Source organism: Pseudomonas sp. S3_G06 (genome assembly GCF_054667565.1).
Genome location: NZ_CP162738.1, coordinates 191,931 through 205,568, shown reverse-complemented (window position 1 = coordinate 205,568; position 13,638 = coordinate 191,931). Strand labels below are relative to the sequence as shown.

10 protein-coding genes are annotated in these 13,638 nt (G+C 60.9%); 9 read left to right on the top strand and 1 reads right to left on the bottom strand.

Annotated elements, in window-relative coordinates:
- The first annotated feature begins 286 nt into the window (after nucleotides 1-286).
- The 9 genes from AB4N47_RS00950 to AB4N47_RS00910 all read left to right on the top strand — a co-directional run bounded on the left by AB4N47_RS00950 (nucleotide 287) and on the right by AB4N47_RS00910 (nucleotide 13,043).
- The gene (locus AB4N47_RS00950; protein WP_016773164.1) at nucleotides 287-1,687 is read left to right on the top strand and encodes a polynucleotide adenylyltransferase PcnB; all 1,401 of its coding nucleotides are present in this window, start codon (nucleotides 287-289) and stop codon (nucleotides 1,685-1,687) included.
- Nucleotides 1,688-1,690: 3 nt separating this feature from the next.
- Nucleotides 1,691-2,176 (top strand): 2-amino-4-hydroxy-6-hydroxymethyldihydropteridine diphosphokinase, encoded by a 486-nt coding sequence (gene folK, locus AB4N47_RS00945; RefSeq protein ID WP_460154387.1) that lies wholly within the window; start codon nucleotides 1,691-1,693, stop codon nucleotides 2,174-2,176.
- A 436-nt stretch (nucleotides 2,177-2,612) separates the two neighbouring features.
- Entirely contained in the window at nucleotides 2,613-3,413 is an 801-nt protein-coding gene (panB, locus tag AB4N47_RS00940) for a 3-methyl-2-oxobutanoate hydroxymethyltransferase (RefSeq protein WP_016773162.1), read from the top strand.
- Nucleotides 3,410-4,270, top strand: a complete 861-nt coding sequence (panC, locus tag AB4N47_RS00935; RefSeq protein WP_341639202.1) for a pantoate--beta-alanine ligase — start codon at nucleotides 3,410-3,412, stop codon at nucleotides 4,268-4,270. Before panB ends, panC begins: the two co-directional genes overlap by 4 nt.
- A gap of 358 nt (nucleotides 4,271-4,628) precedes the next feature.
- Complete coding sequence (gene pgi, locus AB4N47_RS00930) at nucleotides 4,629-6,293, top strand: glucose-6-phosphate isomerase (RefSeq protein WP_016773160.1); 1,665 nt, start codon at nucleotides 4,629-4,631, stop codon at nucleotides 6,291-6,293.
- 200 nt (nucleotides 6,294-6,493) lie between these two features.
- Nucleotides 6,494-8,431, top strand: coding sequence for an acetate--CoA ligase (acs, locus tag AB4N47_RS00925; RefSeq protein ID WP_341639203.1), 1,938 nt, complete (start codon nucleotides 6,494-6,496; stop codon nucleotides 8,429-8,431).
- 135 nt (nucleotides 8,432-8,566) lie between these two features.
- Nucleotides 8,567-9,583, top strand: coding sequence for a class I SAM-dependent rRNA methyltransferase (locus AB4N47_RS00920; protein ID WP_341639204.1), 1,017 nt, complete (start codon nucleotides 8,567-8,569; stop codon nucleotides 9,581-9,583).
- A gap of 212 nt (nucleotides 9,584-9,795) precedes the next feature.
- A complete protein-coding gene (locus AB4N47_RS00915) occupies nucleotides 9,796-12,747 on the top strand; it encodes a DUF748 domain-containing protein (RefSeq protein ID WP_341639205.1) in 2,952 nt (983 codons plus the stop codon).
- Nucleotides 12,744-13,043: a DUF2845 domain-containing protein gene (locus AB4N47_RS00910; RefSeq protein ID WP_039761633.1), complete on the top strand. Its 300-nt coding sequence runs from the start codon at nucleotides 12,744-12,746 to the stop codon at nucleotides 13,041-13,043. Before AB4N47_RS00915 ends, AB4N47_RS00910 begins: the two co-directional genes overlap by 4 nt.
- A 235-nt stretch (nucleotides 13,044-13,278) precedes the next feature.
- On the opposite strand, the gene AB4N47_RS00905 is transcribed toward AB4N47_RS00910, so the two are convergent.
- Entirely contained in the window at nucleotides 13,279-13,632 is a 354-nt protein-coding gene (locus AB4N47_RS00905) for a BON domain-containing protein (protein ID WP_016773155.1), read from the bottom strand.
- Between the last annotated feature and the right edge of the window lie 6 nt (nucleotides 13,633-13,638).

Here is a 13,638-nt window from a genome sequence, read left to right as displayed (position 1 = left end):
AGGGTCACGAAGGAAACACTTCGTGGCGAGGGCACTCAACAAAAACAAGAAGCCCGAATCAATAATAAAAAGAGCACGCAACTACTTCTTGGGGAGCTTCGGCTCCCCTTGTAGTTTCTGCCTTCCGTGAAATCCCCCCGTTTTCCTCGCTCGACCCTTGTAGCTTGGGGCTTGCAGCTCATATCTGCCGCGTCCTACACCATCCCCCGACTAAATGCTAGAATCTGCGCCCATCATGCGGTCATTCTTTTGGTATGGCCGAACATTCCTTCAAACAGTGCATCCCATGCTGAAGAAGCTGTTCCAGTCATTCCGAACTCCCGTGCGTCGTACGCAACACATCCGCAGCACCCCTGAAGTGCTCAACAGCGGCCAACATTCGCTGCAGAAAACGCAATTCAGCCGCTATGCGGTGAATATCGTCGAACGCCTGCAAGGTGCCGGTTACCAGGCTTATCTGGTCGGTGGTTGCGTGCGTGACATGCTGTTGGGCATCACGCCCAAGGACTTCGACGTCGCCACCAGCGCCACCCCCGAGCAGGTGCGTGCCGAATTCCGCAATGCGCGAATCATCGGCCGCCGGTTCAAGCTGGTGCACATCCATTTCGGTCGCGAAATCATTGAAGTCGCGACCTTCCGCGCCAATCACCCGGTCAACGAAGACGACGAAGACAGCAACCAGTCTTCGCGCAACGAGAGCGGGCGCATTCTGCGCGACAACGTCTACGGCACCCTGGAAGAAGACGCGCAACGTCGCGACTTCACCATCAACGCCCTGTATTACGACCCGGTCAGCGAGCGCATTCTCGATTACGCCAACGGCGTGCACGACATCCGCAATCACCTGATCCGCCTGATCGGCGACCCGAAGCAGCGTTACCAGGAAGACCCGGTGCGCATGCTGCGGGCCGTGCGTTTCGCCGCCAAGCTCAACTTCGGCATCGAGAAGCACACCGTGCAGCCGATCCGTGAGCTGGCGCCGATGCTGCGCGAGATTCCGTCGGCGCGACTGTTCGAAGAAGTGCTCAAGCTGTTCCTCTCCGGGCACGGCGCGATCACCTTTGAAATGCTGGTTGATCTGCAACTGTTCGCCCCGCTGTTCCCGGCCAGTGCCGAAGCGCTGGAATACAATCCGGAATACACCCACACCTTGATCAGCGAAGCGCTGACCAACACCGACCTGCGCATCAAGCAGAACAAACCGGTGACCCCGGCGTTCCTCTTTGCCGCCCTGCTCTGGCCGGCACTGCCGGCGCGAGTGTTGCGTCTGCAGGAACGTGGCATGCCGCCGATTCCGGCGATGCAGGAAGCCGCTCACGAGCTGATTGCCGAGCAGTGCCAGCGCATCGCGATTCCGAAGCGCTTCACCATGCCGATCCGCGAAATCTGGGACATGCAGGAACGCCTGCCACGCCGCAGTGGCAAACGCGCCGATCTGTTGCTGGACAACCCGCGCTTCCGTGCCGGTTACGATTTCCTCCTGCTGCGTGAAAGCGCCGGCGAGGAGACCGATGGCCTCGGCGAGTGGTGGACCGATTATCAGGACGCCAATGACAGCGAGCGTCGCGACATGATCCGCGACCTCAGCGGCAAGGGCGACGATGCCAGCGGCGCACCGCGCAAACGTCGCCGCAGCGGCGGTTCCAAGCGCAAGCGCGCCGGTGCTTCGAGCGCGACGGGCGAGTAAGCGATGGAACGCATCTACATCGGCCTGGGCAGCAACCTCGCTGACCCGGCCGACCAGTTGCGCAGCGCCATTGCGGCGCTGGGGCAATTGCCGCAGACGAGTCTTGCCGGCGTCTCAGCCTTTTATCAAAGCGATTCGCTGCTGCCGGGCCAGCCGCGTTACACCAACGCCGTCGCCGCCCTCGACAGCTCGCTCGCACCGATCGAGCTGCTCGACGCCTTGCAAGCGATCGAAAATGCTCAGGGCCGCGAGCGTCTTGAGCGCTGGGGGCCACGCACGCTGGATCTGGATATTCTGCTGTTCGGCGATCGCCTGATCGATGAGCCACGGCTGAAGATCCCGCATTACCAGATTCAGGAGCGGGCGTTCGTTCTTTATCCCCTCGCTGAACTGGCACCGCAGGATCTGCGTCTTGCCGATGGCCGCACGCTGACAGACTTGCTGGCCGCCTGCCCGTTTGTCGGCCTTGAACGCCTCTCCCAGCCCTGACAAAAATCTGCTGTGAAATGTGGTTGTGTGGCGAGGGGGATTTATCCCCGTTGGGTCGCGGAGCGGCCCCATGTTGTGTACAGCTTGGTCAGATTTGGGCCTGCTTCGCAGTCCAACGGGGATAAATCCCCTCGCCACAGGTCACCTGCCAATCTCCAGTTTTTGTCAGACAAAAATCCCCCGAATCAGGCCCGCCGCGCCGCTGAATCGCATCAGTAACGCCGGTAACACCGCCCGCGTAACAATGCGGTAACACACGCAATTGACTTCCTGTTGGCTCATCACGACTATAGGCGTCCCGCTGCCGCCAACCCGGTATGAACGGGCGCAATCCAGGCCTTTCAAAGCACGACACAAGACCGTGCGCCTGAGTAGATGAAGAATCACGCGCGTGACTCGCAGCAGTTTCCAGAGCGCCTGAACGAGGATTTTTTACATGCCAGCCATCACCCTGACCACGCTCCAGAGCCTCAAGCAGAAAGGTGAAAAAATCACCATGCTGACCTGCTATGACGCGACCTTCGCCCACGCCTGCAACGAGGCCGGTGTCGAAGTGCTGCTGGTCGGCGACTCCCTCGGCATGGTTCTGCAGGGTCATGACAGCACCCTGCCGGTGACCACGGCGGAAATGGCCTACCACGTCGCCAGTGTCAAGCGCGGCAATGGCGATGCCCTGATCCTCGCCGACCTGCCGTTCATGGCCAACGCCACCCTCGAACAGACCATGACCAACAGCGCCATGCTGATGCAGGCCGGCGCGCACATGGTCAAGGTCGAAGGTCAGCTGTGGCTGGCGGAGTCGATTCGCCTGCTCGCCGAGCGCGGTGTGCCGGTGTGTGCGCACATGGGCCTGACCCCGCAAGCGGTGAACATCCTCGGTGGCTATAAAGTGCAGGGCCGCAACGAGAATCAGGCGCGGCAGATGCGTGCCGATGCGATCGCGCTGGAGCAGGCCGGTGCGGCCATGCTGTTGCTCGAGTGCGTGCCGAGCGAACTGGCGGCAGAAATCAGCCAGGCCGTGGGCATTCCGGTGATCGGTATCGGTGCCGGCAACGCTACCGACGGCCAGGTGCTGGTATTGCACGACATGCTCGGCCTGTCGATCACCGGCCGCGTACCCAAATTCGTCAAAAACTTCATGCAAGGTCAGGACAGCATCCAGTCCGCGCTGAAGGCTTACGTCAGCGAAGTCAAAGCCACCACGTTCCCCGGCATCGAACACGGATTCTCTGCATGAACACCGTCAAAACCGTACGCGAACTGCGCGCCGCCGTCGCCCGCGCGCGCAGTGAAGGCAAGCGCATCGGCTTCGTGCCGACCATGGGCAACCTGCACAGCGGCCACGTCGCCCTGATCACCAAAGCTACCCAGCGAGTCGATTTCGTGGTTGCGAGTATTTTCGTCAACCCGCTGCAATTCGGCGCCGGCGAAGACCTCGACAAATACCCGCGCACCCTCACCGCCGATCAGGAAAAGCTTCTCGAAGCCGGTTGCGACCTGCTGTTTGCGCCGACGGTTGAAGAGATGTACCCGGACGGCATGGCCGGGCAAACCCGGGTCAGCGTGCCGCAATTGTCCGAAGGCCTGTGTGGCGCCAGCCGTCCGGGGCACTTCGAAGGTGTGGCGACGGTGGTCAGCAAGCTGTTCAACATGGTCCAGCCGGACCTGGCGATTTTCGGCCAGAAGGATTACCAGCAACTGGCGGTGATCCGCGCACTGGTGCATGACCTGAACATGCCGATCCAGATCATCGGCGAGCCGACCGTGCGTGCTGCGGACGGTCTGGCGCTGTCGTCGCGCAACGGCTTCCTCAGTGAAGATCAGCGCGCCGTGGCACCGGTGGTGTATCGCGTGCTGAGCAGCATTGCCGAAGCGATCAAGCAAGGTGAGCGCGATTACCCGGCGCTGATCGCTGCGCAGTTGCAGCTGCTGGAAGCGGCAGGGCTGCGTCCGGATTATCTGGAAATCCGCCATGGCCTGACCTTGCGTCCGGCGACGGCGGAAGATCGCGATCTGGTGATTCTGGCGGCAGCGTTCCTCGGCACTACGCGGCTGATCGACAACCTGCACCTGAACCTCGATAGCCCGATTTAAGCAGCAACGAATTTCCCTGTGGGAGCGAGCCTGCTCGCGAAGGCGGTGTATCAGCGACTTATAAGTTGCCTGACACGCCGCCTTCGCGGGCAGGCCCGCTCCCACAGGTGTTTTGGGTCCATGCCGGTTGGGCGAAAGTCTTCCGGCCCCTCCGTTTGTCGGCCAGATTCCTTTGCGGATGTTAAAAAAGTACAGGGATCTGGTCAGACAAAGTCAAGACAGAACGCAGCGCGAGGTTTACTGTATTCGCCCTGTGTCCAGATCTCGTGTCGACGCAGTTGATCCCATGCGCTAAATACCCGTGGTTGATCTGTACCGTGTTCAAAAGGCCGTTCAAGTAAAAAGGAAAACCGCAGCGATGGCGTACTACCGCACTCCTCACGACGTTACCGCTCTGCCCGCCTGGCAAGCGTTGAAAGATCACCGCCAAGCCATGCAGGATTTCAGCATGCGCGAAGCCTTCAACGCCGATCCGCAGCGTTTCAATCAGTTCACCCTCAGCAGCTGCGGTCTGTTTCTCGACTATTCGAAGAATTTGATCAACGCCGAGACCCGCAACCTGCTCGTGGGCCTGGCCAATGAAGTCGATCTGAAGGGCGCGATCAAAGCGCTGTTCGACGGCGAAATCGTCAACGCCTCCGAAGGCCGCCCGGCACTCCACACCGCCCTGCGCCGCCCGGTCGGCGACAAGTTGTCGGTCAACGGCGTCAACGTGATGCCGGAAGTGCACAAGGTGCTGAACCAGATCACCGATCTGGTCGGCCGCATTCACGATGGCTTGTGGCGTGGCTACACCGAGAAGCCGATCACTGACGTGGTCAATATCGGTATCGGTGGTTCGTTCCTCGGTCCTGAGCTGGTCTCCGAAGCGCTGCTGTCCTACGCGCAGAAAGGCGTACGTTGCCACTATCTGGCAAACATCGACGGCAGCGAATTCCACGAGCTGACGCAGAAACTGCGCGCCGAGACCACGCTGTTCATCGTTTCGTCGAAGTCGTTCAACACCCTCGAAACCCTGAAGAACGCGCAGGCCGCCCGCGCCTGGTACTTGGCGCAGGGCGGCTCGGAAGCCGAGCTGTATCGCCACTTCATCGCTGTGTCGAGCAACAACGCCGCCGCTGTGGCTTTCGGGATTCGCGAAGAAAACATCTTCCCGATGTGGGACTGGGTCGGCGGGCGCTACTCGCTGTGGTCGGCGATCGGTTTGCCGATTGCGCTGGCCATCGGCATGTCCAACTTCAAAGAACTGCTGTCCGGTGCCTACACCATGGACCAGCATTTCCAGACCGCGCCGTTCGAACAGAACATGCCAGTGCTGCTGGCCCTGCTCGGCGTGTGGTACGGCAACTTCTGGGGTGCGCAGAGCCACGCGATCCTGCCGTACGACCACTACCTGCGCAACATCACCAAGCACTTGCAACAGCTGGACATGGAGTCCAACGGCAAGAGCGTGCGTCAGGACGGCACCTCGGTGTCGACCGATACCGGCCCGGTGATCTGGGGCGGCGTCGGATGCAACGGTCAGCACGCTTACCACCAGTTGCTGCACCAGGGCACCCAACTGATCCCGGCCGACTTCATCGTGCCGATCGTCAGCTTCAACCCGGTTTCCGACCATCACCAGTGGCTGTACGCCAACTGCCTGTCGCAGAGCCAGGCGCTCATGCTCGGCAAGACCCTGCCGGAAGCCGAAGCCGAGCTGCGCGACAAAGGCATGGGCGAAGACGACGTGCGCAAACTGGCGCCGCACAAGGTGATCCCGGGCAATCGTCCGAGCAACACCCTGGTGGTCGAACGCATCAGCCCGCGTCGCCTCGGCGCGCTGGTTGCGATGTATGAGCACAAAGTGTTCGTGCAAAGCGTGGTCTGGGGCATCAACGCCTTCGACCAGTGGGGCGTAGAACTGGGCAAGGAATTGGGCAAAGGCGTCTACAACCGCCTGGTCGGCAGCGACGAGACCGTGGCTGACGATGCCTCGACTCAAGGCCTGATCAACTACTTCCGCGGGCGTCACCGCGGCTGATCAAAGCCTTAGGGCACAACGCTGTTCCCCTGTGGGAGCGAGCCTGCTCGCGAAATCGGTGCGTCATTCAACACTGTGTTGACTGATCCGCCGCCTTCGCAAACAGGCTCGCTCCCACAGTTGTTTTGGCGCATGACTTGAACCTGTGCAGCGCTCGGCGCATCTTTATTCGTGTCGCACCACAAGAATAAGGAACCGTCATGTTCGATATCAGCACGTTCCCCAAAGCCGATGCCGTGCACCAGGCCGCTCAGTTGAGCCAGGACGAGTATCGGCGCCTGTACCGCGAATCGATTGAACACCCCAGCGCCTTCTGGGCCGAGCAGGCCACGCGTTTCCTCGATTGGAGCACGCCGTGGCAGACCGTTCAGCGCTATGACCTGAAAACCGGAGAAGCCGCCTGGTTTGCCGGCGGCAAGCTCAACGTCAGCTACAACTGCATCGACCGTCACCTCAAGCAACGCGGCGAGCAGACCGCCCTGCTCTGGGAAGGCGACGACCCAGCCGAGTCGGCGCAGATCACTTACAACAAACTCCATCACCACGTCTGCCGTTTGGCCAACGTGCTGAAAAGCCGTGGCGTAAAGAAAGGCGACCGGGTGTGCATCTACATGCCGATGATCCCCGAAGCCGCCTACGCCATGCTCGCCTGCGCGCGAATCGGCGCGATCCATTCGGTGGTGTTCGGCGGATTTTCTCCGGATTCCCTGCGTGATCGAATTCTCGACGCCGACTGCCGTACCGTGATCACGGCCGATGAAGGCGTGCGCGGCGGCCGCTTCGTGCCACTGAAAAACAACGTCGACAAAGCCCTGCAAAGTTGCCCGAACGTCAGCACCGTCGTGGTGGTCGAGCGCACGCAGGGCCAGGTCGATTGGGTCGAGGGCCGTGACCTCTGGTACCACCAGGCCGTGCGTGAGGTCAGCGACGACTGCCCGCCGGAACCGATGGACGCCGAAGATCCGCTGTTCATCCTCTACACCTCCGGCAGCACTGGCAAACCCAAAGGCGTGCTGCACACCACCGGCGGCTATCTGCTGCAAGCGGCGATGACCTTCAAATATGTGCTCGACTACCGCGACGGCGAAGTGTTCTGGTGCACCGCCGACGTCGGCTGGGTCACCGGCCACAGTTACATCGTCTACGGGCCGCTGGCCAACGGTGCGACCACACTGATGTTCGAAGGCGTGCCGAGCTACCCGAGCAGTTCGCGTTTCTGGCAGGTTATCGACAAACACAAGGTCAACATTTTCTACACCGCACCGACCGCGCTGCGCGCGCTGATGCGCGAAGGCGCCGGACCGTTGAAGGAAACTTCACGCGCCAGCCTCAGATTGCTCGGCAGCGTCGGTGAGCCGATCAACCCGGAAGCGTGGGAATGGTATTTCAATGCTGTCGGTGAACAGCGCTGCCCGATCGTCGACACCTGGTGGCAGACCGAAACCGGCGGCATCATGCTCAGCCCGCTGGTCAGCGCCCAACGAATCAAACCCGGCTGCGCCACGCAACCGATGTTCGGTGTGCAACCGGTGTTGCTTGACGAAGTCGGCAAGGAAATCAAAGGCGCCGGCAGTGGCGTGCTGGCGATCAAATCGAGCTGGCCGGCGCAGATTCGCAGCGTCTACGGCGATCCGCAGCGGATGATCGACACCTACTTCAAACCCTATCCCGGCTACTACTTCACCGGCGACGGCGCCCGCCGTGACGAGGACGGCGATTACTGGATCACCGGACGCATCGATGATGTGATCAACGTCTCCGGCCACCGCATCGGCACCGCCGAAGTGGAAAGCGCCCTGGTGCTGCACGACAGCATCGCCGAGGCCGCCGTGGTCGGTTATCCCCACGACGTCAAAGGCCAGGGCATCTACGCATTCGTCACGCCAATGAACGGCACTGAGGCCAACGAAGAGCTGAAGAAGGACCTGCTGGCGCATGTCAGCAAGGAGATCGGCAGCTTCGCCAAACCGGACCTGATCCAGTGGGCGCCGGCATTGCCGAAGACCCGTTCGGGCAAGATCATGCGGCGGATTCTGCGCAAGATTGCCTGCAATGAGCTCGACAGCCTTGGCGATACTTCGACGCTGGCTGATCCAAGTGTGGTGCAGGACCTCGTCGACAAGCGGCTCAATACTTGAGAGCTGCAAGTTTCTAGCTACAAACTGCAAGCTAAAGCGGTCCGCGCAGCTTTTCGCTTTTAGCTTGCAGCTAGAAACTTGCCGCTTGTAGCTCCCCGACTGCTAAGCTTCGCGTTTTTTCAGCAAGGCGCCCGCATGTCTTCCTTGAATCAGGCGCTGCGCGCCGCCCTCGATCAACGCCAGGACCTGCTCGCTGCGCTGCACAGCCAGGGCACCGATTGCTATCGGCTGTTCCATGGCAGCCAGGAAGGTGCCGGCGGCCTGACCATCGACCGCTACGGCCCGCAACTGCTGGTGCAGAGTTTTCACCAGACGCTCGAACGTGACGACCTGCTGCAACTGCACGCCATGGTCAACCAGACCCTGGGCTTCGACACCCTGCTGGTCTACAACGACCGCTCCCGTGGCAACTCGCGGATCGATCGTGAGGACAGCGTCTATAAAGCCGATGACGCCGCACTGGCGGATCTGGTCGGGCACGAATGGGGGCTGAACTATCGCGTGCGCGGGCGCCATGCCGGGCAGGATCCGCTGCTGTTCCTCGACCTGCGCAACACGCGCGGCTGGGTCAAGGACCACGCGCAAGGCAAAAGCGTGCTCAACCTGTTCGCTTACACCTGTGGTGTTGGCCTCAGTGCAGCGGCGGGCGGTGCGCGCGAGGTGTGCAACCTCGATTTTGCCGAGGGCAATCTGGCGGTCGGTCGCGAGAATGGTTTGCTCAACCCGCAGCTGCCGCCGATGCAATTCATTCAGTCCGATTACTTTCCGGCGATCCGTCAGCTCGCTGGCCTGCCGATCAGCGTGCGTCGCGGGCAGAAGCTGCCGAGCTATCAGCGCCTCGAACAGCGCCAATACGATCTGGTCCTGCTCGATCCGCCGGCCTGGGCGAAAAGTGCATTCGGCACCGTCGATCTGCTGCGCGATTATCAGAGCCTGCTCAAACCCGCGCTGCTGACCACCGCTGACAACGGCGTGCTGATCTGCTGCAACAACCTGGCGAAAGTCAGCATGGACGACTGGCGCGAACAAGTGTTGCGCTGCGCCGAAAAGGCCGGCCGCCCGGTGCGCGAATGGAGCGTGATGACCCCGGGTGCCGACTTTCCCTCGCGGGACCAGCAGCCACCGTTGAAGACGCTCATTCTACAGCTGTGATCCTCGACTGAAGTCATAACCTGTGGGAGCTGGCTTGCCAGCGATGACGGTACGTCGATCTACATCATTGTTGTCTGAGCCACCGCAATCGCTGGCAAGCCAGCTCCCACAGGGTTATGTGGTGTTCAATATTTCTGAACAATCCTGTCCCACATCAAGCACTTCGGAACCAGAATCGCGTGCCATACTCCAAGGCACTCCGATTCAGACAGATGAAGCCGCACATGCCCAAAGGATTGATTCGCGCGATTGGCGCACTGCTGACAGCCCTGGCCCTCTACAGCCTGCTGGGGTTTCTGATCCTGCCGGGCATTACCTTGCGCGTGGCCAACCAGCAACTGGCCAACTACGCCACGGTGCCGGCGCATCTGCAGCGTATCGAACTCAACCCCTTCAGCCTTGAGGTCACCCTGTGGGGCCTGATCATCGGCGAACCGGGCAAGGAGCAGGTCGGCTTCGATCGCCTCTATGCCAACCTGCAAATCGACAGCCTGTGGACCAAAGCGCTGCATCTGTCCGACATCGAACTGGACAAACCCAAAAGCGAAATCCTCTTCGCGAAGGACGGCAAGCTCAACCTGCTCGGCCTGTTCAACCTGCCGCCGAGCGAGCCGACACCCGCCGATCCCGACGCCAAGCCGTTCCCGCTGCGTATCGACAACATCAAACTGGCCGGCGGCGTGGTGCATTTCGAGGATATGCGGCCCAGTGAGCCGATCGAATTTCTTTACGACGACCTCAGTTTCGAGCTGAAAAACCTCAGCACCCTGCCCGAGGACAGCGCCGACATGACCCTCGTCGCCATCGGCCCCGCTGGCGGGCGGATCGACTGGACCGGCAATTTCAGCCTGATCCCGTTCACCTCCGAAGGCACGCTGAAAGTCACCGATGGCCAGATGAAATCCTTCTGGCCCTACGTGCGCGACGCCGTGCCGCTGGTGCTGGAAAACGGCGTGGTCAGCCTCAGCACCGAGTACAAACTCAACCTGTCGAAACAAACCGAACTGCTGCTGAACAACGTCGCGGTGAGCATTGCGCCATTCGCCATCAAGGCTCCGGACGGACGTCCGCTGGCCAGGCTTGAACGCCTCGACGTCAGCGAAACCTCGCTGGACCTGGCCAAGCAGCAAGTGGTGGTCGGCAAGATCCGCAGCAACAAACTGGAAACCTGGGCGGCGCTGGAAGCCGACGGCCAACTGGACTGGCAGAAGCTGTTCGCCAGCCAACCGTCGAAACCGGCGGCCAAAGCCGCTGCCGAACCTACGGATACACCGGCCGCCGCCGACTCGCCGAAACCTGAGCCAAGCGCCCCGAGCAAGCCATGGCAGGTGCTGGTCAAGGATGTGCAACTGCGTAACTACACGGTCCATCTCGCCGACCGCTCGGCGCAACCGGCGGTGGCGCTGGACATCACTCCGCTGAACGTCGACCTGCAGGATTTCGACAGCCTCAACGGCTCGCCTTTCAAGCTCAAGCTCGACAGCGGCCTGGGCAAGCAAGGCAAGATCAGCGCCGACGGCACGGTTAATCTGGCCCCGGTCAACGCGCAGCTCAACGTGAAAACCGAGGACGTCGACCTGCGTGTCGCGCAGTCCTACATCAACCCGTTCATTCGCCTGGAACTGCGCAGCGGCATGCTCGGCAGTGACCTCAAGGTCAACCTGAAGAGCACCGAGCCACTGGCCCTCAGTGTTACCGGCCGCGCGCAGATCGATCAACTGCACACCCTCGATACGCTGAAGACCCGCGACTTCCTCAAATGGCAGCAAGTCGTGGTCGACGGTATCAACTATCAGCACGGCGACAGCCTGTCGATCGACAAGGTCAACCTGTTGCAGCCGTATGTGCGCTTCATGATCAACGACGATCGCACCACCAACGTCGACGACCTGCTGATCCCGCAACCGGCCGACAGCGGCACCAAACCTGCCGGAGCCAAACCGGCCAGCAAGGACAAACCACTGGGCATTCACATCGGTGCGATTGCGATCAACGACGGCTCGGCCAACTTCGCCGACTTCAGCCTGACGCCGAATTTCGCCACCGCCGTGCAGCAGCTCAACGGTCAGATCGGCACCATCGACAGCCGTCAGGCAAAACCGGCCAGCGTCGACATCAAAGGCAAGGTAGACCGCTATGCGCCGGTGACCATCAAGGGTGCGGTCAATCCGTTCGACCCGATGGCCAGTCTCGACATCGCCACCAGTTTCAAGCGCGTCGAGCTAACCACCCTGACGCCCTACTCCGGCAAGTTCGCCGGCTACCGCATCCGCAAGGGCCGGCTCAACCTTGATCTGCACTACTTGATCACCAAAGGCCAACTGAAAGCCGAGAACAAAGTCGTCGTCGAGCAACTGCAACTGGGCGAGAAGGTCGACAGCCCTGATGCAGTGAGTCTGCCGCTGAAACTGGCGATCGCCCTGCTCAAGGACGTCGACGGCAAGATCTCCATCGAATTGCCGGTGACCGGCGACCTGAATAATCCACAGTTCAGCGTCATGCCGATCGTCTGGCAGACCCTGCGCAATTTGATCGTCAAAGCTGCCGCCGCGCCGTTCAAGATGATCGGCGGGCTGGTCAGTGGCGGCGGCTCCGAAGACCTCGGCACGGTGTCCTTCGCGCCGGGCTCCAGCGATCTGAGCAAAGACGCCGAAGCGGCGCTGGTGAAACTGTCGCAAGCGCTCAAGGAACGTCCGGCGCTGCGCCTGGAAATCGAAGGCACTGCCGCGAAGAGCAGTGATGGGCCACTGCTCGCCGAGCAACGCCTGGAACGCGAATACCAATACAACTATTACAAGATGCTCCAGCGCCGTGGCGACAAGGTCCCGGCCCAGGCCTCGCTGCTGCAAGTGCCCGAAGGCGAGAAAGGCGCATTGCTCGAAGGGATTTACCGCACCCGCCTGAAAACCCAGCCACCGGCAGAATGGAAAGACCTCGGCAAGGAAGAACGCACGGCGAAAATGCGCCAGGGCGTGATCGCGTTCTGGAGCGGCAGCGAGGTGCTGTTGCGCCAGTTGGGCCAGGATCGCGCCAGCACCATCAAGGATTACCTGGTCGACAAGGGCAAGCTCGAGGATGACCGCGTGTATTTCATCGACGCCAACCTCGGCGAGGCCGAAAGCGACGGCCGTGTGGTGACGCAAATGCACCTGGATGCCGAATGACCGTGCGTAACTGGCTGGCTGTGCTCGCGCTGACCTGCGCCGCCGGCCACGCGTCGGCTTCGGATACATTGCGCTGCGGCAGCCAGTTGATCAGCCTCGGCGACCGCGCCAGCGAAGTGCTGCAAAAATGTGGCGAGCCGGTCAGTCGCGATGTGCTCGGCTACAAGCGCAGCGCCAATCGCCGCGAAGAGTTTCAGGTCGAGGAATGGACCTACGGCCCGAACAACGGCATGTATCAATACCTGCGTTTCGAAGGCAATCGCCTGCGGCAGATCAACAGCAAACGCGGTAACTGAGAAGAGCAAAAGATCGCAGCCTTCGGCAGCTCCTACATTTGGAATGCATTTCCCTGTAGGAGCTGCCGAAGGCTGCGATCTTTTGATTCTCCAAATAGAACAGGCCCCGACACAAGTGCCGGGGCCTGTAATGGTCACATCCGTGTGACCGTTCGCATGAACTCTAAAGTTGCGGCAGACGTATTGCTCGGCCCGTCTGTCGCGTCTTCTCCCGGTTCAGGCGAGAAGTCTTGCCTTACTCGGCTTTCAGGCCATCAGCGGAGACCGCTTTAACGCCTTTGATTTTCTTGGCAATGCCTACGGCGACTTCTTTCTGCGACTCGGTTACCGCAGTGGTCGACGACAGGGAAACTACACCCTTGTTGGTTTCGACTTTGATGTCGGTGCCTGGAATGCCTTTTTCGGTAACCAGGTCAGCTTTGACCTTGGTGGTGATCCAGGTGTCGCTGGTATCTTGTTTCATTTCGGTAACTTCACCGGCAGCCAGAACCATTGGCGCCTGGGTAGCCTGAGCGGACTGGGCGAAAGCGCCACCAGCCATGGTCAGGGTCAGAGCGGTAGCAGCGGCAGTGATAGCGAACTTCTTCATACGAGT